We start from the raw sequence: 20594 nt of genomic DNA, 5'->3' as shown, positions 1-20594 counted from the left end.
GCCTATTTAAGTGATGTCCTAAAAAGACTACCCACCCATAAAGTCACAGAAATTGAGGATTTGCTACCTCATCGTTGGAAACCTGAACCTCGTTAAAACATAGCAATGGGATTCAGCGGATGCTTACTATTAACCTAAAAACATTTAAAGTCAAAATTCCTAATGATAATTCCTACAATATAATGATAAAAGAAGGTTACACTCATTTTAAAAATGGCTTTAATGATACGATATCAACGGTAACATTTGATAAGTTCACACAACTACAACAACTACAAGTAGCAAATGAAAAGAAAGATAAGTTTTATATTTCATATTTTTTAGCAGATGAAAATCAAATGAAAATTTTATCAGATAAAAATTTAGATTTTTATCGTTTTGATATAGCTTTGTTAGGAAAAAATGGAATATTAGATAGAGAAATTTTATTAAAAAATATCAATAAAAAAGTAACTATAAAGCCAAGTAAAAAGATAAATATAAATGATCCTTTAATATGTAAACCAGCATCTATAAAAGATGATGAGATATTTTTGGATAGCCCTGTAGCAACTATGATAATTAAAACCTCTAAAAACATAAAATTTACAGAAATAGGTAAAGAATCCGAGCTATCACTATCAGAATTGACTGGTTGGATTAAAGGCTCTAATTTGAATACTGATGAACTTTCTGCATATATAGATGACGGAAAAGTTAAAAATCTTTCTATCGTAGGCAATTTTAAAAGTTTATTCATAGAAAATGAAAAAGTGGAGTTAAACACTATAAATAATCTTTCTCTAACAAATGGCTCTATTGATTTATCTATGAACAATGGGATTCTAAAGATCAATGCTGATGTTGATGTTGCATATTTTGACGAGGATCGAGTATCTAAAACTAGATGGGAAAAAATATCTATATATGTGAAAGGAATTATAGTTTTTCTAGGGACTGGGGTAATTTATCTGTTACGTAGATTTTACACTATTATTAAAAACAATGAAGATGTCTTAAATCTATAAATACGAACCACTAAAATTCATATATTTTAGTATCTTTATTAAAAAGTCCGATGAATCATCGGATTTTTTATAAGATACCTCTTATAAAACTATACCTTAAAGAGAATTGGATTAAGGGATAATCTAGTTATCATAAAACTATTTATTTAAATTTAATGATAGTATTATCGTTAATGTTGCTCTTTGATGGTTAAATGATAAATGACAACTAGAATTTATGTTCGAGCAAGTACTAAAGATCAAGATGCAGAAAGGGCACTAGCTGATCTTAAAAACTTTGCTTTATCCATTAAAGGTGACGTTAATGAGTATATAGAAAATGAATCGGGCACAAAGCTTGATAGACCAGTTCTAAATAAACTCCTTGATGACTCATCTAATGGTGATACTTTATTAGTTGAAAGTGTAGACCGCCTATCTCGACTTTCACAAAATGACTTTGAAGTGTTGAAAGGGCGTATTAAGGATAAGGGCTTAAAACTAGTGGTTGCTGATCTACCGACTACACATATGCTTGTCAATTCAGCCGATAACATCACTAGCTCAATTTTCAGCCTTGTAAATAATATGCTGATTGATTTGTTAGCAACAATGGCTCGATTAGATAATGACAAGCGTAGAGAACGAATTAAGCAAGGTTTAGAGAGAAGTGGATATAAGCCTACAGGTAAAAAGGCAGATACAGCCAAACATACACGAATCAAAGAACTAAATAATAAAGGCTTAACCAAAGAAGAAATAGCCAAAGCCGTTGGCTGCGGTGTTGCTACAGTTTACAGAGTAATCAAACAATGATTAATGATCAGAATCTAGGACTTTTTTGATGGCTGAAACAAAATAGGCTTCGAAAATCTTTCGACCATTTTCATTCAAGATTGAACCATTTTTTTGAATTGACCAACCGTTGTCTTCAATAATTTGAGGATTTATTGCTTGAAGTAAAGCATGTTTTTCGGCTGTATCTAATGTGAAATTAGGTATAAATTCAATATTAGATGTGGTGTGATTATCAATATGCATACTGCGATCAATGATAATTTTATCTTTGTTCAATGCTTTGAGGATTCTATTTTCGCCTCGAAGTTGCTTAATTTCAGCGAGCAGTAAGCCGACTTCGGCTCGGATAGAAGGATTTTGGATATGTTGTAAAAGGTCAAAATTATCGGGTCTAGAAATGGATTTATTCTTCTGTTTGGATTTACTGGACCAAGCTGTTATGAGTAAGCGATAGGCTTCACCATTTTTGTTTCTTATGGCCTGTTCAGATGGACCACCTTGTAATTTAGAAATTTTCCCAATAGTTGCTATTGAAAAATCAGGGCTATTTCTTAATATTTGCTCATTGCATATATTATTAATAATACGAAGCGAGGTTTGTTTTCTTGAACTAGCTTCATTCATAAGATTTTCAAAAAGTTGCTCTATTTCCATAGCAAATAGTCTCTAATGTAATTATGAAATAGTTTTAATTTGAATATGTTTTGGACTGGTTGAATTGAGCGCTAGCTTTTGAATATCAAGAAGATTGATTTCTGATAATTTACCTTGACTCTCGATGAATTTGATAGCTCCTTCAAATGATCCAACTCTATTTTCAATTAAAATCATAATTTGATTACCAACTTTCAATTGTTCCTCTTCCGATAAATATAAAAGAATAGGATCTTGTTGATTCGCCTTAAGCATTAAATCAATCGCTTGCCCACGTTTAAGAGCTGCTTTAGTCGCATCATAGGATGGGTAAAATTCAGCATGTCTACAAATAATTTCTAATTGTGAAAACTCACTTACTTCTTCAGTATTGATGGTGATATCTTCAGGTAATTGATTGCCAATCAATTGAATTTTTTTATCAGAATTTTGATTCATAATCTGAATACACTGAGAAACTAGTTTGTAGGTCGCATGCATATCATTCATTATTGAGTCTATTTTTGTTGCTTCTCTTTCATATTGAAATTCAGCATTTTTTAATTTTTGTTCATCATAGAAAATTTCTTTTCGATCTTCAGAAGTAAATTTTTTTAGTTTGAGTTCTTCAAGTTCAGACTCGAACTTTCTATATCGATCCGAAGAACAACTTGATTCATAACTTAGATTATTAAAATGAACAATTAAACTGGGTAGAAAAGCAGGTCCCGTAATAAACCATCTGCAACGAACACAATTTTTGGAGTTTCCCTGAAAATCACGAGCTACTGGACTATAACTAATAGGGGCATTTCCAAGTTTAGCGAATTGTTCCCCTCCATTTTCACATCCTTGACATCCAACGGGGCAGATACCTCGATCCATCATTTGCCAACTGACTTCCGTTTTAGAAGCAATCGCATTTAATGAGGAAATATCTTGAAAAGCTACCGAGCTTTTGATTTGTTCATATTCTGAATTGATAAGGAACTCTTTAAATTTTTCTTTAGATGTGAGTTCTAGTTTTGATTCTGCTTCATTCATAACTTTTTGCATATAGGCTTGTCCAACCTTTGTGTAATACAAAGTCATGATGATTCGACTATGACCAGCAACGAGCTTAGAAAGGATCGGAATAGGTACACCACCTTCAAGAGCAAAACTCGTAATTAACGACACTCTTAGAGAGTGCAGAGGAAAGAATGTTGTAGTGTAGTTGGTAAAAATACCTTGGCTTGGTTTGACAAATTGAATGGGCTCTCCGTTTGTTAAGGTCTCACCACGATTAAAGCATCGTTGTTCAAGATTTTTTAATAATTTGAACCATAAACGCATAACATCTTTGTCTGAAACAGGAAATGCAAAATCTTCACTTAGTTCAACAGCTCTATTTCTAAATAAAAAGCACGTTGGAGGCATCTCTTTTAGTTGTTGTTCACTCTTTAAATCACCAATATTTTTCCGTTTTAATTCAGTCCATCTCGTTGGTCGTTCAATTGGATTATATTTTTCTTGCCAATTACGGAGAGCCTCTAGCCACTTTAGGACACGTTCGTGCTGCCACGGAATTGTGTATCCTTTTGACATCCCATCTTTATAAACATCCGCTGTCTTATTTGTATTGATAAATAAAGAAGTTGAATTATTTTGAAGATCAGAAACTTTTCTAAATACTCCACGACCTATGGAATAATTGGCTCGCTCTATTTTAGTTACTGGAGCTAGGTGATGAGAGTTAAGTATCCAATTACCATTTTCGTAACGCCATAAATCAGCTTCTCCTGAATCAAGCCAACGAACTTGAGAGGTTCTAAGCGGTAATTCTAATTTTACATATAAGGCAACAGCATTAGCAGGACACCACATCTCTAGGACTGATCGATCTTTATATAATTTTAAACCTTGATATATTTTTCCTTTGGGGATAATACGTTTACGCCATACACAATTAGGATCTTCGAAATTAATATTCTCAGAAGTTACCTCGTACCAGTCACCGCCAGATTTTCCTAAACTTATCGCATCACCAGCCTCTTGCGCCCATTTCCAATCCTTGAAACTGGTCGCTTCAGCAGAGCAAATAACTTCTCGTAATTCTTGAATATAGTTATAAGGTAAGGGAGTTTTTATAGTTTCTGAAACCGTAATACCTGAACGAGTTTTTTTCTTTAACGGATTTCTATATTGGTTTGGAATTGTGTTGTGACCAAAATCATCTTCAATTCCGACTAATTCTTGTAAAGAAAAATCTAAAAATTCACGTACATAATTGTTATAGGTTACAGCCTGTCTATGAGTAATTGAGATTTGGTCATCTCGGCTTGGATGAATGCATTCCTCAAAAAAGTCAGGAATATTTGTATTACGATCGAAGAAAATTAATGGGTTAGTTGGTAATTTTAATGGGACTAAAAAGGAGCGAAAAAAACGGCTGAGCGAATTTCTTCTACTTGAAAGAGCTTTGGGTTGTAGCTTCAGCCATCTCTGTGCCAAAATGCTCCAATTTTTATATTCCATGCCATACATTTGATATAACCAATTAAAGTCGATATCTTCTGTAATGCCATTACCTCTTGCATGTAATTTTCCCATTTTATTATCCTTTTAATAACCATGATTGTCCTGATAATAGTTCAGTAGGATCTACATCCTTGAAGCAGTTTTCTAAAAACACTTTAATATTCGGATCTGATGCTTTACTTGAAGCAATATTATCTTCGATCGAGTTTAAAATTTTTGATACCTGTTCAACTTGAGGTTCACAATAAACAAGCTGAGACTCTAGGCTTGCATGGTGCAAGGCATTTCTTCTAATAATCGGATCTATATTGGCATCTTTAAGTCTTTGACCATATGCATGCCTATGACCATGTGGGCTAGTGCCATTATTTTTAGCTGATGGTAGTCCAATTTTTTTAACTGCATTGGCATGGTTTTGATAATAGGCAGAAATTGATAAAGGTGAACCTATTGTTGCGCCTGATAATGTGATAAAGGCAAAAGGATGGTTCTTTTCAATCTCTCTCATTTGTATTAGGTATAATTTCCATAGCTTATAAAACAACTGACCATAAATTTGGGGAAACCATTGCACTGTTATAAATTTTTCTTTTTCACTATCTAATTTACGAATTTTCCAGCCTGCTCTATAAGTTCTATCACTGACCTTATTGCGCGGCAATAGACCAAACTTGCTTTTGAGATAACTTTCTCTATGTGTTCTTTGTACCTTGCCATTGGCATTGCTCCAACCCTCTGGTGCAGTTCCTTCTGAGGGGTGATAGATTCTTACAAGAGCAGTTTCGATATGTTTTTCTCTGTATAAAATTGGATCTAAAGTTACATCTGATAAATATAGGTGGAATGGTTCACTAGTTCTTAAACCACCACCATTGAGCAGTAATGTAATTAAAATATCTCTAATATTTAGTTTTTCGAAAACTGATAATGATTGTTCACTTCCATAATTTGTAAATCCCTCAAACAATAATTGAGTGAAATATTGATCGGGGAAAAATTTCACAGGATCTAAGTGTGAGGATATGTTGCGAGCTTTTTGAGAAAATCTAGTTTTTTCAGAAAGGGTTTGCGCTGCATTTTTATCCCAAGTATGTGCTAAAAAGGAACGATTATGCTTATGATGCCATGCACCCCAAAATAACTTCTCTTCATAGGTACTGCTAGATATATAGGGGTTAATACTTTCAATATTTTTGTTTTCTGAAATCCAATCAAAATAATCTGTTAATGAATTAATTAAACTATTTGCTGTCGTAATTTTTCTAGGTTTCCAATAAAGCTTTGATGGATCAAATCCATCTAAACCTATACTACCACTGTATAACTGTTGAACAAAAACTTTGAATAATTCTTTTGGAGTATTGAGAGTTTGAAAGTTTACTTCTAAGAAATTTAAAAATAATTTTATTGCTGTTATGTGTTTCTCCATCCAGCTTCTACTACGTATATGGCTATGATCAAGGAAAAACTCAACAAAGGAGTCTATGACCCCACACTCCGTTAAAAGGACTGGAATTTCAGTGTAGACACCTGTTTTACTTCTATAGACTTTTGCATTCAATCTAACCAAGTCCATTGTATTGTCCTTAGATTATTTGATTATAGTTTTACTTAGAATATAGCTTTTGTTTTGAACAAAAAAAGATCTGTTTTGTTAAGAACAGATCTTTTTTGATTAGGTTTGATTATATGATTTCACTAAGTATATCTTTATTACTCTCATACAATCCCCAGCCTTGATTCAATTTTAATTATTCTACGGTGACCGATTTTGCCAGGTTACGTGGCTGATCCACATCCGTACCACGCAGCACTGCCACATGATAAGACAATAACTGCACCGGGATGCTATACACAATCGGTGCCAGCACTGCATTGACTGCCGGAATATGTACCACATGCTGGCGCTCTTTGGCTTTAATGCCGCTATTTTCATCGGCAAAGACAAACAGTTCGCCACCACGCGCCTGAACTTCTTCCATATTTGATTTGAGTTTATCCAGCATGTCATCCTGTGGCGCCAGAATTACCACCGGCATGTCATTATCGACCAGTGCCAATGGCCCGTGTTTCAGCTCACCTGCAGCATAACCTTCAGCATGGATATATGAAATTTCTTTCAGCTTGAGGGCACCTTCCAGTGCGATCGGGAAGTGCGTCCCGCGGCCCAGGAACAGGCAATGCTGCTTCTCAACAAACAGTTCAGAAAGACGTAAAATTTCATCATCATGACGCAAGGTGTCCAGAATCACTTTAGGCAGATGCCAAAGTTCTGTGGTGATCTCAATCATCTGTTCAGTAGAAAGCGTATTTTTTACAGAGCCGATTTTAAGTATCAGGAGCATCAATGCCGCAAGCTGGGTGGTAAAGGCTTTGGTTGAAGCCACACCAATTTCAGGACCTGCCAGTGTCAACAGACTATGCTGGGTTTCACGCACCATCGAAGAGGTCGCCACGTTACAGATCGTCATCGTGGTGATATCCAGTCCTTTAGCTGCTGCACGTTTTTGTGTATCACGTAATGCAGCCAAGGTGTCGGCAGTTTCACCGGATTGGGAAATACACACATACAGCGTGTGATTCACAATCACCGGAGTACGGTAACGGAATTCGCTGGCAATCTCGACCTGACAAGGCAGATCAATCAGCTGTTCAAACCAGTATTTGGCGATCATGCCGGCATGATAGCTGGTACCACAGGCAATAATCTGGATTTGCTGGATTTTTGAGAAGTCTTGTTCTGCACTGGCCAGGAAATCTTCGCGCAGGTCATTGCCATTTAAGGCTTGTGAAATCGTCTGTTTGATCGCTTCAGGCTGCTCATAAATTTCTTTGAGCATGTAGTGCTTGTATTCACCTTTAGAAGCATTGCTAACCGCAGCATCCAGTTCCTTGATCGGGCGATCCACCAGCTGACCATCGACAAAGACTTCAATCGTGGTGCGGGTCAAACGTGCAATATCGCCTTCTTCCAGGTAGATAAAACGGTTGGTAATCGGGAGCAGAGCCAGCTGGTCAGAGCTGATAAAGTTCTCGCCAATCCCCACGCCAATCACCAGCGGAGAACCTTCACGCACGGTAATCAGTTCATCTGGATGATCCGTATGTACGATACCCAACGCATAGGCACCTTTCAGTTGCGGAACTACCTGGCGTACGGCTTCTAACAGGCTTGGGGTGGATTTCAGGGCATCATTGATCAGATGCGCCACCACTTCAGTATCCGTCTGTGACGCAAACACATAACCCAAAGCTTCAAGATCATCTTTGAGTTCCTGATAGTTTTCAATAATTCCGTTATGAACCACTGCCACATTTTCAGAAATATGCGGATGGGCATTTTCTTCAGTCGGTTTGCCATGGGTTGCCCAGCGTGTATGTGCAATGCCCAGTGAACCGCTAATCTGTGATTCACTAACTGCCTGTTCAAGGTTCACGACCTTACCGACACGACGTTCACGCAGGACCTGGCTATGGTTAATGAGTGCCAAACCTGCTGAATCATAGCCACGGTATTCCAGGCGTTTTAAACCTTCGATCAAAATATTGGTAATGCTACGTTCTGCAATGCCACCGACGATACCACACATATTTATTCCCCTTATTTCTTGATTTTTTGCGGACGTGGATAGTTTTCTTTGGCAAATTGCTTAGAACGCTCTACTGCCAAACTGTTGTCTTCCACATCACGGGTAATCGTCGAGCCTGCACCCACTGTGGCGCCGTTGCCAATTTTCACGGGTGCAACCAATGAACTGTTCGAACCAATGAAGGCCTGATCACCAATAATCGTTTTAAATTTGTTCGCACCATCATAGTTACAGGTAATAGTTCCTGCACCAATATTAGAACCGGCACCGATTTCAGCATCACCCAGGTAGGTGAAGTGATTGGCTTTAGAGCCTACGCCAATCGTGGTATTTTTTACTTCAACAAAGTTACCGATATGCACTTCATTGGCCAGTTGCGCACCTGGACGGAGTCGCGCAAAAGGTCCAATCTGGGTATCTTCACCCACAATGGCGTGGTCAAAAATACTATAAGGCTGCACTTTAGTACCAGCTGCAATTTTGGTATTTTTGATGATACAGCCGGCGCCAATTTCAACGTTGTTACCCAGCTCGCAATCGCCTTCGATAATCACGTTGATATCAATGCGGACATCCTGGCCAACGGTTAAATTGCCACGCAAATCAAAACGGCTTGGATCAATCAGATGTACGCCCTGCTGCATTAATTTTTTGGCTTGCTCTGCTTGATATTGACGTTCAAGAGCGGCAAGTTGGATGCGATCATTTACGCCTTCAACCTCAAAGGCCATTTCTGGTTCTACAGATGCAACTTGCATACCATCTGCCAAAGCCATCGCCACAATATCCGTCAGGTAGTATTCACCCTGGGCATTCTCATTGCTTAAATTTGGCAGCCATTGATGCAACTTGGCATTGTTGACCGCATAAATACCGGTGTTAATTTCTTTAATTTGACGTTGCTCGTCAGATGCATCTTTATGCTCGACAATCGCCTGAATCTGACCATTTTCACGCACAATACGGCCATAACCATTGGCATCTGGCAGGGTGAGGGTCACCAGACCAATACCGGTTTCTGCCGTGGCATCGAGTAATTTTTGCAAGGTCACAGGATTAATGCAGGGTACATCGCCAGAGAGAATCAGTGATACGCCGTCGTGGGGCAGGACAGGCAGGGTCATTTGTACCGCATGACCGGTACCCAGCTGTTCGGTCTGTTCAACCCATTTAATTTCTTGCGCTGCAAAAGCAGCTTGAACCCGGTCACCACCATGACCATAAATGGTAATAATATTTTCTGCGTTTAATTTTTTTGCCGTTTCAATGACATGACCCAGTAAAGGACGTCCTGCAAGGGGTTGTAATACTTTCGGTAAGCTTGAACGCATCCGCGTGCCTTTACCTGCAGCAAGAATAATAACAGTCGTTGACATGTTCTAATCCTAAATATGGCTTATGCCACGGTGAAGTAAAAATAAATCAAAATACAAAGAGCTGCCCAAAGGCCGGCAATAATGTCATCCAGCATGATGCCAAAACCACCGTCGACTTGACGGTCAATGACCCGAATCGGCCACGGTTTCCAGATATCAAATAATCTGAACAGAGCAAAACCGACCAGCAACCATAACCAGTTCATCTGGCCAAAATAGATCAGGGGTAAAAATGTGATGGATTGTCCGGCAAATTCATCCCAGACAATGCGGCCATCATCATGAACGCCCATGACCTTGGCAGTATGCCCGCAGATATATATGCCAATCAGGGACATGATGGCAATGGCAAAAAGACTGTTTAGAAAACCAAGATGAAGCCAAATGGGAATAAATAAAAGCGCAAAGGCCGAACCAAAGGTACCCGGTGCTTTGGGCATCAGGCCCGAACCAAAGCCCACCCCACTAAATACAATCAGTCGGTCGGTCCATGACATGGCTTTAAAATTGATCGCAGGTTTATGCAAAATGTTGATACCCATTAAATTGAAGCAAATGATCTACGCCATCTTTTTCAAAAGTTAAGCCGTGCTGCTGCTGGATTGTGCCGATCATATTAATCGAAACATCAAGTTGTTTTTGCAATAATTTTTCGTAATTTTGCGGGCTTATTGTAAAACATAATTCATAATCATCACCACCTGCCAGTGCATACTGCCATTTTTGTGCATCACTTAAGGCGTGCAGGGCAGGACTGATCGGTAAGTTTTCCAGTTGCAGCTTTGCACCGACTTGAGATGCTTTAAGAATATGTCCAAGATCTTGTGCCAGACCATCCGAGACATCAATCATGCTATGCGCCAGACCTTTTAAGGCGGCACCGAGCTGACAACGTGGAGTAGGATAGTCCAGACGTTTCTGTAGCGGATGACCAGGATGATGTAAGGCAAAGGCAGCATCACCGATGGTTCCACTGACACAGATCAGATCGCCCGGTTTTGCACCTGAGCGTGGAATGGCCTGACCGATGTCTACCCAGCCTAAAGCTGTGACAGACAGGGTTAAATGGGGGCTTTGTGTGGTATCACCACCAATTAAACTCACGCCAAATTGATCGCAGCAATCATATAAACCCTGGCTAAAAGCCTTGAGCCAGTCATGATCAATTTGGTGTAGGCTCAATGCCAGTAAAATGCTGTGCGGCGTCGCGCCCATGGCGGCAATATCGGATAAATTGACGGCCACAGATTTCCAGCCAATCGCATGCGGATTTGTATCGAGAGGAAAGTGTCGTCCTGCAACGAGGGTGTCGGTACAGATGACCAGTTGTTGCTGAGAAGGAGGGGTGAGCAAGGCTGAGTCGTCACCGACGCCTAAATCGACAGACGTAGATGTCTTACGATTAAAATAGGTGTCGATAATCGAAAACTCAGCCATACAACAATTCGACTTTAATTAGTTGGCTTGTTGCTTTTCTGCTGCACGTAAAGTTGACGCTAAACGATCTAATACACCGTTGATGTATTTGTGGCTGTCGGCACCGCCAAAATGTTTAGCCAACTCGATCGCTTCATCTAGAACCACGCGATATGGAATCTCAAGATGTTCTTTGAGTTCATATCCACCTAGACGCAAGGTAGCGAGTTCAACACCATCCAGTGCTGAAAGTTCACGATCGAGTACCGGGATTAAGAGCGCATCCAATGCTTCATGATTGGCAACCACTTGAGTCAACAATTCATGATAATAGCTCAGATCCACTTTGTGCATGGCATTTTCCACACGAGTACGTGCTTCAATCTCATGCACCGGATTGTGGCTCATTTGCCATTCATAAATTCCTTGTACAGCAAAGCGACGTGCTTTACGTTTTGCTGCATAAGTTGCTTGAAGTGTTTGCGACATAGCGTTAAATAGCCTTTAACAAGTTAACCATTTCAATCGCAGTCAGGGCAGCTTCGCTACCTTTATTGCCTGCTTTTGTTCCAGAGCGTTCAATCGCTTGTTCAATACTGTCCGTAGTGAGTACACCGTTAATTACAGGTAAGCCAGTGTCCAGGCCAACCATGCCCAAACCTTTGGCACATTCGCCTGCAACGAAATCGAAGTGAGGCGTGCTACCACGAATTACGGCGCCAAGCGCGATGATGGCATCGAAACGATCTGAAGCTGCCAGTTTTTTCGCAACTACAGGAAGTTCCCAAGCACCAGGTGCATGAACAACAGTGATATTATCCTCTGATACACCATGACGTTTCAATGTATCAATGGCACCTTCTAACAGATGTTCAACCACAAAGCTGTTAAAACGACCAACTAAAATCGCATAACGGTCTTCGTTCGCGAGATGTAACATACCTTCAATACGGCGAACTGCCATAACAACCTCGATGATTTCTTAAGATATTTGTTGTGCGGTGATGTATTCCACCACTTCTAAGTTAAAGCCTGATAGTGCATTGAAGCGTAATGGAGAGCTCAGCAGCTTCATTTTTTCAACGCCGAGATCACGCAAAATTTGTGCACCCACACCAATGGTCTGATACTGCTGAGACAGTGCAGAATTTGATTTTACATTTTTTGGTGCTTTAAGGGTATCTAATGCTGGACCCAAATCCTGTAAATGACGTTGGCCAATCCAGACCAGTACACCACGGTCGCTATTAGAAATTTCTTTCAAGGCGCGATCCAGGTTCCAGGCCGGTTCGCCATCTTGCTTGTTCAGTTTAAGCAAGTCGCGGGTCGGGTTAAAACCATGTACACGAACAGTCGTTACCCCATCTTTAGGCTCACCTTTGACCAGGGCCAAATGGATATCCGGGCTACCCAGCTCATGATAGCGATACAGGTCAAAGCTGCCGTATTCGGTATCAATACTTTGCTGATCGATACGCTCAACCGTTTGTTCGTTGGTCATGCGGTAATGAATCAGATCAGCAATAGTGCCGATTTTCAGGCCATGCTTTTCAGCAAAGACTTCAAGATCCGGACGGCGGGCCATGCTGCCATCTTCATTGATGATTTCACAAATCACCGAAGCCGGCTCCAGTCCTGCCAAACGAGAAAGATCACAACCTGCTTCAGTATGACCGGCACGGTGCAATACACCGCCTGGCTGCGCCATGAGCGGGAAGATGTGTCCTGGCTGTACAATATCTGCCGGCTTGGCATGGGCAGCCACCGCAGTTTGAATCGTGTGCGCACGTTCAGCCGGAGAAATACCGGTAGAAATACCTTTAGCTGCTTCAATCGACAGGGTGAAATTGGTTCCATGCTGGGCACCGTTTGCATCTACCATCAAAGGCAGATTCAACTGCTGGCAACGCTCTTTACTTAAAGTCAGACAGACCAGACCGCGTGCATGGGTGATCATGAAGTTGATGTCTTCAGGACGTACGTGCGTGGCAGCAATGACTAAGTCGCCTTCATTTTCACGATCTTCATCATCCATCAGGATGACCATTTTTCCTGCACGGATATCTGCTACAAGCTCTTCAACGGTATTGAGCGGCATCAATCTTCACCTTCTTTTTTGATCTTGATCAGACCGAATCATGACATTATTGGGTACATAGTTTAACGCTTTTTGCGCAATTTTGCCTATGCTTATTGCTTTCCCTCTAGTGGTTCATTGTTATACACAGTCTTTTTCAACATGGAAAGTCAACTGTAAATGAAAGACTGGACTTTATGCGGCTTTTTTGAACAGTCAAAAAGCATAAAAAATTAGAAAGTTAGGTGAAATTTACATAAGCTCAGGTCTTGAGCGGGTTTCTATGGAAATTTTATCCTGTATCAGTAATTCAATAGACTTCCAAATCTTCGCTGACAAGAAAAGGCAGAAAAATGACGGAAAATTTTACCCAGTATTAAAAAAATTTAAAAATAGCGAAGCAAAAGCGGGCCGAAGCCCGCTTTTAACCATCAGAGGGTTTAGAAGAAGCCTGCTGGTTTGGTTGAATAGCTCACCAACAGGTTTTTGGTTTGCTGGTAATGATCCAGCATCATTTTGTGATTCTCACGGCCAATACCTGATTTTTTATAGCCGCCGAAAGCCGCGTGCGCAGGGTAGATGTGATAACAGTTGGTCCAGACCCGGCCAGCTTGAATGGCACGACCGGCACGATAGGAGGTATGCGCTGAGCGCGACCAGACACCGGCACCGAGTCCGTAAATGGTATCGTTGGCAATCTTGATTGCATCATCAAAGTCTTTAAATGTAGTCACAGCCAGTACAGGCCCGAAGATTTCATCCTGGAAGGTCTTCATGTCATTGGTGCCTTTAAAGATGGTCGGTTCAATATAGAAACCCTCACCAACTTCCTGACGTGCTTCACCTCCAGTGAGGATCTGTGCACCTTCTTCACGGCCAGTAGCAATACAGCCCAGAATCTTGTCCTGCTGCTCCTGTGAAGCCTGTGCGCCAATCATGGTGTCGGTATCCAGTGGATGCCCGGTTTTAATGCGTTGTACCCGTTCTACCGCACGCGCCAGAAATTCGTCGGCAATACTTTCCTGCACCAAGGCGCGGGAAGGACAGGTACAGATTTCACCCTGGTTCAGGGCAAACATGGCAAAGCCTTCCAGTGCCTTGTCCAGATAGTCATCTTCCTGATCCATAATGTCGGCAAAGAACAGATTTGGTGATTTACCGCCAAGTTCCAGGGTCACCGGAATAATATTTTCAGTGGCATATTGCATGATCAGCTGGCCCACTGCAGTTGAGCCGGTAAAGGCAATCTTAGCAATGCGTGGATTGGTTGCTAGCGGACGGCCGACTTCGACTCCATAGCCATTGACGATATTCAACACGCCCGGTGGCAAAATGTCCTGAATCAGTTCGGCCAGAACCAGAATACTGACCGGAGTCTGTTCCGCAGGTTTCAGCACAATACAGTTGCCCGCAGCCAAGGCAGGTGCCAGCTTCCAGGCGGCCATCAGAATCGGGAAATTCCACGGGATAATCTGACCCACGACGCCCAATGGCTCATGAAAATGGTAAGCAATGGTATCTTCATCAATTTCAGAAATGCCACCTTCCTGCGCGCGGATACAGCCGGCAAAATAACGGAAATGATCAATGGCCAAAGGAATATCAGCGGCTAGTGTTTCACGGATCGGCTTGCCATTGTCCCAGGTTTCTGCCACCGCCAGCAGTTCCAGATGCTGTTCCAGGCGATCTGCAATTTTCAGCAGGATATTGGAACGGGTGGCAGGTGATGATCGGTTCCATTGTTCTTTGGCTTTGTGTGCCGCATCCAGGGCCAATTCAATGTCTTCTACAGAAGAGCGTGGTACTTTGGTAAAGACTTTGCCATCTACCGGAGAGATATTCTCAAAGTATTCACCTTTGACCGGAGCGACCCATTCGCCGCCAATGAAGTTGTCATATTGTGCTTTAAATTGAATTTTTGAACCGTCAGTATTAGGGTCTGCATAACGCATAATCTATTATTCCTTTATATGATTTTTAGTGGTGCAGGTTGGGCGCATGTTGTTGATCGAAAATATAGGCGCTTCTGCATTCAGTTCTACTATAAAGCGGAAAAAGACTGGCGGTTGTTTGTTTACAGGCTTGCTACAAAAGACAACATTTGGCGACAGGGATTAGAATAATAAAAGTTATAAATTTAAATAATTTAAATTTAAAAAAAGAGCTTAACTTAATTGTAAAAGATCGAAAGTTTGGCATATTTTTAATGTATGTGATTACATTTATAGCGTCATCTGGAAGTACAAGAAAACTAGGTTGGAGAAATGAGTGAAAGTTGCATTTCTCCTCGCAGTTTTATTTAGAGGCCTTTGTCATGCAGCCATTGAAACAGCTGCTGATACACCTGTTCACGCACAGACTGCTCTGAAAGCACCAGATCATGTAAACCATTCTGAATACTTAAAACCGTGACATCTCCGTTGATTTTTTTTGCATATTTCTGAATGTCCTTAATGCCCAAAATCACATCACTGCTCTGTGCCGCTTTGCCCCATTTTTTAGGATTTAAGCTCTGATGCGAATGCATGATGAGTACCGGGATGTCAAGCTGAACACCGTGATGAATTTCTTTCTGTGCTTCATAAATGGCACGAATAAAACTGATCCGTACCATGGGGTAACGGGTCTTTTTCCAGTCCAGACTGAAGTCCCATTCTCCTTTTAAGTCCTTGTGCAGGCTGGCGGCATACCACTTGTTTAACTCACTCGGGAATTTAAGATTGGGAAAGGTTTTAGCCAGTCTGCTCAGCTGCGGAAGACCCAGCGCGCGCTTTATCGGGTTCATGTTGAAGTCATAAAATGGACTATTTACCCAGAGCGCTTTTATTAAAGGATGCTGCGGATGATGTGCCGCATACAAGGTTGTGATCAGGCCACCAGTAGAATGACCGCAGAGCAGGGCAGCATCGTGACCCTCTGCTGCTATAATATCGAGCGCTTGGGTAATTTCTGCATCATATTCAGACAGCTCATGCACGTTATAATATTTTTGATGCGGCAGAATCGAGCGTCCGTATTTTCTTAGATCCAGTGCATAAAAATCAAAACCCTGCTGATTAAAGCGCTCGGCCATTTCAGTCTGGAAAAAATAATCAATAAATCCGTGAATATATAAAACTGCTTTAGAGGTAGGCTGGTCTGCTTTTTTACGTATCAGCGTTGCTACCACTTTGCCCTCATAATCATCGGGAAAGCTCAAGGTGGCTTGTTCATAGCCTGCCCCTAGAATATCAGGCTGGTAAAGGGGGTGAAGTTCACTCATTGTTATACTCATTATCTTCTTGAATTTATACTTTATCCTTGATGAGCCGAGCTTTTTTGTCAAACAGAAATTGCTGTTAATTTAAATTAAAATACAAATACCGGTTCATTTTAAAATCAGCCCAGAACCTAGACTGAAAAAGGGCGTTATCAGATTATAAAATCCTGCTAAAAGCATTATCAATTTACTAAATGACTCAAGAGCTTAAAATCAGGCTAAGCTAGATAAAATAACGAAAGTGATGTGATTGTTTTGGCAAAACGGCCAAAGATTGATTAGATGAGTTAAATAATGCCCAGAGAAAATTTAAACAGTAAACGCCCCTTATATATTCCTTATGCTGGAAATACTCTGTTAGAACTCCCCCTACTCAATAAAGGCTCTGCATTTTCTGAAGAAGAGCGCAGAAGTTTTAACTTACATGGCCTGATTCCTCATGTCACCGAGACGATTGAGGAACAAAGTCAGCGTTCTTATCAGCAGTATTGTGCTTTTAGCAGTAATATTAACAAGCATATTTATCTGCGGAATATCCAGGATACCAATGAGACCCTGTTTTACCATCTGATTGAAAACCATCTTAGCGAGATGATGCCGATTATTTATACCCCGACTGTGGGTGAGGCATGTCAGTGCTTTTCTGATATTTATCGCCGTCATCGCGGGATTTTTATTTCCTATCCGGATCGTGATCAGATCGATCAGATTATTCACAATATCAATAAAAAGAACGTGAAAGTCATTGTGATCACGGATGGCGAGCGTATTTTGGGTCTTGGAGATCAGGGCATTGGCGGCATGGGTATTCCCATTGGTAAACTGGCGCTCTACACCGCATGTGGCGGGATCAGTCCGGCTTATACCTTGCCGATTACCCTCGATGTCGGTACCAATAATCAGCTGTTGCTGAGTGACCCGATCTATATGGGCTGGCGTGAACCGCGGATTAGCGGTGACGAATACTATGCTTTTGTCGAGACCGTGATTCAGGCGATTCAGCAGCGCTGGCCAGATGCCTTGATTCAGTTCGAAGACTTTGCGCAGAAAAATGCCATGCCTTTACTGGAAAAATACCGTGATCGGATCTGCTGTTTCAATGATGACATTCAGGGTACAGCAGCAGTTTCTGTCGGCAGTCTGATTGCTGCTTCGCGCGCAGCAGGCAAGCAGCTTAAAGACCAGGTGGTTGCATTCCTGGGTGCAGGTTCGGCCGGTTGCGGAATTGCAGAACAGATCGTTAAGCAAATGGTTGCTGAGGGCTTAAGTGATACGGAAGCACGCGCACGCGTATTTATGGTCGACCGCTTTGGTCTGATCACTGAAAATCAGCCGAATTTACTGAATTTCCAGCGCAAACTGGCACAGCCTCTTGAAAATGTAGAAAACTGGGCAGATGCCGAACGCATGATTTCTCTGCTGGAGGTAGTCAAGCGTGCCAAACCGACGGTACTGATTGGCGTGTCAGGACAGCCAGGTTTATTTACTCAGGAAGTGATTGAAGCCATGGCTGAAAACAGTGTGCAACCGATTATTTTCCCCTTGTCGAATCCGACCTCCCAAGTAGAAGCTGTGCCGGCAGATATTTTGCAATGGACCAAGGGTAGAGCGCTGATTGCGACAGGTAGCCCATTTGCACCAGTGAATTATCACGAACAGATTCATCATGTTTCACAGTGCAATAATTCTTATATCTTTCCCGGAATTGGTTTGGGAGTGATTGCTTCGGGTGCGAAGCGTGTTACAGATAAGATGTTGATAGCCTCCAGTAATGCTTTGGCAGACTGTTCGCCAAAACTGCAAGACCCTCAGGCGGATTTATTGCCAAGTCTGGATAGTTTGCAGACAATTTCAAAGCAGATTGCGTTAAAAGTGGCGCTTGCTGCGATTGAAGACGGCGTAGCACCGAAAGTCAGTGTAGAAGACTTGGAGCTAGCGATTGAGCGTAATTTCTGGACACCACAATACCGCGATTATAAGCGAACCAACTTTTAGGGAAATCAAATAAATTTTGTATAGGCATTCTTTTTTTTGCACTAGCCTGAGTTTATTTGATGCCTTGGCAGAGCAGGGTTCTTTCATGAATCAGGAAATGATCGTTCATTACTACTTGAAATAGTATTTAAGGTTTCTTCTTTCAGGAAGAAGGAGTTTCCTTGAAAATTTTTTAATGATGGAAAAATGATTGAGGAAAGAACTCACATATTAAAAAACCCTGATCGAAAGATCAGGGTTTTTTAACAGCTGGAGCAGAGAAGGCGACTCGAACTTCAGATGACGAACTTGATAAAAGACGGTTTTATATGGTGATGAGCTAAGGTGAAAAATGATTAGAGAGAAGTTTTACCGGACGAGTTTGTTTTTGGTTATAATTTTTTAAATATTGATCAAATACAGAACAGGGTTACTTCAATTGAACTTCTTTAAAAAAAATGTCTTTGAAAATATTAAAAAACTGGATCAGCAAAAACAAAAAAAAATAGCTGTGGCTCAGGAGTTGGGCAAGATATTTGTTAAATCTCCAGGAAAATTTATATGGGATAGTATGGCCTTGATGACACAGTCCAAATCATTTGAGGCTAATTCTATCTTAGGAAATTCCAAATTAAATCAACAGGGTTTACATCGTTTTAGAGTTGAGTTTGCTGCAAAAATGGCAACACGACGCAGATCGAAGTTATCGATGTTCGTTCAGCCAGCAGATATCGAAAGTTTTCAAAGAAATGGCTTTATATTCAGAGAAAACTTTTTAGCTGCAGAAGAGTTTGCGCAATTAAAACAAGAATTACTGAGCACTCCTCTGGAAACACGGGAAACCTTACAGGGTGATACGGTGACTCGCCGTATGGCATTAGATGGCAAAACCTTGAAGCATATGCCCGTGACCAAACAATTTCTGCATTCAGATGAATGGAGAAACCTGCTGAATTATGTTGCCAGCTTTAAAGTTCAGCCCATCTCCTATCTGCAAGTTATCTTTTCGCATGTCAGAAAGGCCAAAGCAGATCCTCAAACGAATTTACATAGTGATACTTTTCACTCCAGTGCAAAAGCCTGGCTATTTCTAGAAGATGTCGCAGAGGATGAAGGCCCTTTCGTCTATGTGCCAGGCTCGCATCAGTTAAATCCTGAACGGTTAAATTGGGAACAGCAGAAATCTGAATCGATCACAGCAAAAACGGATGCCATGACCCGCCGGGGTTCTTTTCGAGTCTCTGAAAGTGAAGTACTGGAATTAGGCTATGTGAAACCTCAAGCTTTTGCGGTGAAGGCAAATACATTGGTGATTGCAGATACCTATGGTTTTCATGCCAGAGCAAAGAGTCTCAAACCTTCAGTGAGGATCGAGCTATGGGCCTATGCACGTCGAAATCCATTTGTGCCCTGGTTAGGGGGTGATCCGCTCTCTTTACCTTTTCTGAAATCAAATTTAGTGCCTTTATATTGGGCAGGTCTGGACTTCCTGGAAAGGAAATTTCAACGGAATAATCCTTGGAAGAAGGTGGGTCATAAACGAGCAACTGACTCTGCCGTTCTTACCAGTAAATAAGCCCTGTTTAGGTTTAAGGCACAGAATGTGTGTTGAATGGAGCGAAAAGCCCTTTATTGACCGAGAAATGCAGCCGATCTGTCATTAAATATACCTTTATACGACTGAAGTAGGGCGAGATATATTTTCAGGAGTTTAACTTTCTTCTGCCTATTGATCGCTGTATGATAGTGAAAATTTATATAAATAATTATAAGTAATAAGAATGGAATCACAACCCCAGATGCCCTTAAAAAAACTCCCACGGCTTAAGCCTCGTGGCGGTTTACAAGTGATGTATGCATCTATACGGGCACTATTGTTACGTGAATTACAAACCCGCTTTGGTCAATACCGCTTGGGATATTTATGGGTCTTTCTTGAGCCGCTGCTGACCATTGGGATTATGG

General features: G+C 41.1%; 17 protein-coding genes and 1 pseudogene. 6 read left to right on the top strand and 12 right to left on the bottom strand.

Going from position 1 to position 20594, the window contains the following annotated elements; all coding sequences use genetic code 11:
• From KUG37_RS13700 to KUG37_RS13690, 3 genes are all read left to right on the top strand, one after another.
• The coding region (locus tag KUG37_RS13700; RefSeq protein ID WP_216934384.1) for a transposase domain-containing protein at window positions 1-96 on the top strand (96 nt) is incomplete at its 5' end.
• Between the two features lie 23 nt (window positions 97-119).
• Entirely contained in the window at window positions 120-1007 is an 888-nt protein-coding gene (locus KUG37_RS13695; RefSeq protein ID WP_216937213.1) for a hypothetical protein, read from the top strand.
• Between the two features lie 201 nt (window positions 1008-1208).
• A complete protein-coding gene (locus KUG37_RS13690; protein WP_216937215.1) occupies window positions 1209-1802 on the top strand; it encodes a recombinase family protein in 594 nt (197 codons plus the stop codon).
• Here KUG37_RS13690 and gmtX read toward each other — a convergent pair whose 3' ends face one another.
• The 12 genes from gmtX to KUG37_RS13630 form a co-directional block, all read right to left on the bottom strand.
• The gene (gene gmtX / locus KUG37_RS13685; protein WP_216937217.1) at window positions 1803-2438 is read right to left on the bottom strand and encodes a gamma-mobile-trio protein GmtX; all 636 of its coding nucleotides are present in this window, start codon (window positions 2436-2438) and stop codon (window positions 1803-1805) included. It abuts the gene before it with no gap.
• A 21-nt stretch (window positions 2439-2459) separates the two neighbouring features.
• Window positions 2460-5009 carry an integrase family protein gene (locus KUG37_RS13680; RefSeq protein WP_216937219.1) on the bottom strand — a complete coding sequence of 850 codons (2550 nt, stop codon included), beginning with the start codon at window positions 5007-5009 and terminating at the stop codon, window positions 2460-2462.
• A 4-nt stretch (window positions 5010-5013) separates the two neighbouring features.
• Window positions 5014-6513, bottom strand: coding sequence for a gamma-mobile-trio recombinase GmtY (gene gmtY / locus KUG37_RS13675; protein ID WP_216937221.1), 1500 nt, complete (start codon window positions 6511-6513; stop codon window positions 5014-5016).
• A 175-nt stretch (window positions 6514-6688) separates the two neighbouring features.
• Window positions 6689-8527 (bottom strand): glutamine--fructose-6-phosphate transaminase (isomerizing), encoded by a 1839-nt coding sequence (gene glmS / locus KUG37_RS13670; protein WP_216937223.1) that lies wholly within the window; start codon window positions 8525-8527, stop codon window positions 6689-6691.
• A gap of 11 nt (window positions 8528-8538) precedes the next feature.
• Window positions 8539-9903 carry a bifunctional UDP-N-acetylglucosamine diphosphorylase/glucosamine-1-phosphate N-acetyltransferase GlmU gene (gene glmU / locus KUG37_RS13665; RefSeq protein ID WP_216937225.1) on the bottom strand — a complete coding sequence of 455 codons (1365 nt, stop codon included), beginning with the start codon at window positions 9901-9903 and terminating at the stop codon, window positions 8539-8541.
• A gap of 20 nt (window positions 9904-9923) precedes the next feature.
• Entirely contained in the window at window positions 9924-10445 is a 522-nt protein-coding gene (locus KUG37_RS13660) for a phosphatidylglycerophosphatase A (protein ID WP_216937227.1), read from the bottom strand.
• Window positions 10423-11340, bottom strand: a complete 918-nt coding sequence (thiL, locus tag KUG37_RS13655; RefSeq protein ID WP_216937229.1) for a thiamine-phosphate kinase — start codon at window positions 11338-11340, stop codon at window positions 10423-10425. The genes KUG37_RS13660 and thiL overlap by 23 nt, the downstream gene beginning before the upstream one ends.
• An 18-nt stretch (window positions 11341-11358) precedes the next feature.
• Complete coding sequence (gene nusB / locus KUG37_RS13650) at window positions 11359-11808, bottom strand: transcription antitermination factor NusB (protein WP_216937231.1); 450 nt, start codon at window positions 11806-11808, stop codon at window positions 11359-11361.
• Between the two features lie 4 nt (window positions 11809-11812).
• Window positions 11813-12283 (bottom strand): 6,7-dimethyl-8-ribityllumazine synthase, encoded by a 471-nt coding sequence (ribE, locus tag KUG37_RS13645; protein ID WP_216937233.1) that lies wholly within the window; start codon window positions 12281-12283, stop codon window positions 11813-11815.
• Window positions 12284-12301: 18 nt separating this feature from the next.
• The gene (ribBA, locus tag KUG37_RS13640) at window positions 12302-13417 is read right to left on the bottom strand and encodes a bifunctional 3,4-dihydroxy-2-butanone-4-phosphate synthase/GTP cyclohydrolase II (protein ID WP_216937241.1); all 1116 of its coding nucleotides are present in this window, start codon (window positions 13415-13417) and stop codon (window positions 12302-12304) included.
• A gap of 419 nt (window positions 13418-13836) precedes the next feature.
• Window positions 13837-15348, bottom strand: coding sequence for an aldehyde dehydrogenase family protein (locus tag KUG37_RS13635; RefSeq protein ID WP_216937243.1), 1512 nt, complete (start codon window positions 15346-15348; stop codon window positions 13837-13839).
• A gap of 347 nt (window positions 15349-15695) precedes the next feature.
• The gene (locus KUG37_RS13630; RefSeq protein ID WP_216937245.1) at window positions 15696-16658 is read right to left on the bottom strand and encodes an alpha/beta hydrolase; all 963 of its coding nucleotides are present in this window, start codon (window positions 16656-16658) and stop codon (window positions 15696-15698) included.
• 291 nt (window positions 16659-16949) lie between these two features.
• Between KUG37_RS13630 and KUG37_RS13625 the strand changes: the two genes are divergently transcribed.
• The 3 genes and pseudogenes from KUG37_RS13625 to KUG37_RS13615 form a co-directional block, all read left to right on the top strand.
• Complete coding sequence (locus tag KUG37_RS13625; protein ID WP_216937247.1) at window positions 16950-18650, top strand: NAD-dependent malic enzyme; 1701 nt, start codon at window positions 16950-16952, stop codon at window positions 18648-18650.
• A gap of 418 nt (window positions 18651-19068) precedes the next feature.
• A complete protein-coding gene (locus tag KUG37_RS13620) occupies window positions 19069-20205 on the top strand; it encodes a phytanoyl-CoA dioxygenase family protein (RefSeq protein ID WP_216940598.1) in 1137 nt (378 codons plus the stop codon).
• A gap of 205 nt (window positions 20206-20410) precedes the next feature.
• A pseudogene (locus KUG37_RS13615) lies at window positions 20411-20594 on the top strand (ABC transporter permease); the annotation flags it as partial.

It is taken from the genome of Acinetobacter sp. BY419, assembly GCF_019038395.1.
In the GTDB taxonomy this organism is placed as follows: Bacteria; Pseudomonadota; Gammaproteobacteria; order Pseudomonadales; family Moraxellaceae; genus Acinetobacter.
Note: the sequence above shows the minus strand (reverse complement) of the source record. Positions and strands in the feature narration are given on the sequence as shown.

What these genes read in the sequence shown, in the direction of transcription:
- KUG37_RS13630 (WP_216937245.1), bottom strand. Translation starts at nt 16,658, where the DNA reads ATGAGTGAACTTCACCCCCTTTACCAGCCTGATATTCTAGGGGCAGGC.
- gmtX (WP_216937217.1), bottom strand. Translation starts at nt 2,438, where the DNA reads ATGGAAATAGAGCAACTTTTTGAAAATCTTATGAATGAAGCTAGTTCA.
- ribBA (WP_216937241.1), bottom strand. Translation starts at nt 13,417, where the DNA reads ATGCCGCTCAATACCGTTGAAGAGCTTGTAGCAGATATCCGTGCAGGA.
- KUG37_RS13680 (WP_216937219.1), bottom strand. Translation starts at nt 5,009, where the DNA reads ATGGGAAAATTACATGCAAGAGGTAATGGCATTACAGAAGATATCGAC.
- thiL (WP_216937229.1), bottom strand. Translation starts at nt 11,340, where the DNA reads ATGGCTGAGTTTTCGATTATCGACACCTATTTTAATCGTAAGACATCT.
- glmS (WP_216937223.1), bottom strand. Translation starts at nt 8,527, where the DNA reads ATGTGTGGTATCGTCGGTGGCATTGCAGAACGTAGCATTACCAATATT.
- KUG37_RS13635 (WP_216937243.1), bottom strand. Translation starts at nt 15,348, where the DNA reads ATGCGTTATGCAGACCCTAATACTGACGGTTCAAAAATTCAATTTAAA.
- KUG37_RS13625 (WP_216937247.1), top strand. Translation starts at nt 16,950, where the DNA reads ATGCCCAGAGAAAATTTAAACAGTAAACGCCCCTTATATATTCCTTAT.
- KUG37_RS13660 (WP_216937227.1), bottom strand. Translation starts at nt 10,445, where the DNA reads ATGGGTATCAACATTTTGCATAAACCTGCGATCAATTTTAAAGCCATG.
- nusB (WP_216937231.1), bottom strand. Translation starts at nt 11,808, where the DNA reads ATGTCGCAAACACTTCAAGCAACTTATGCAGCAAAACGTAAAGCACGT.
- ribE (WP_216937233.1), bottom strand. Translation starts at nt 12,283, where the DNA reads ATGGCAGTTCGCCGTATTGAAGGTATGTTACATCTCGCGAACGAAGAC.
- KUG37_RS13690 (WP_216937215.1), top strand. Translation starts at nt 1,209, where the DNA reads ATGACAACTAGAATTTATGTTCGAGCAAGTACTAAAGATCAAGATGCA.
- gmtY (WP_216937221.1), bottom strand. Translation starts at nt 6,513, where the DNA reads ATGGACTTGGTTAGATTGAATGCAAAAGTCTATAGAAGTAAAACAGGT.
- glmU (WP_216937225.1), bottom strand. Translation starts at nt 9,903, where the DNA reads ATGTCAACGACTGTTATTATTCTTGCTGCAGGTAAAGGCACGCGGATG.
- KUG37_RS13695 (WP_216937213.1), top strand. Translation starts at nt 120, where the DNA reads ATGCTTACTATTAACCTAAAAACATTTAAAGTCAAAATTCCTAATGAT.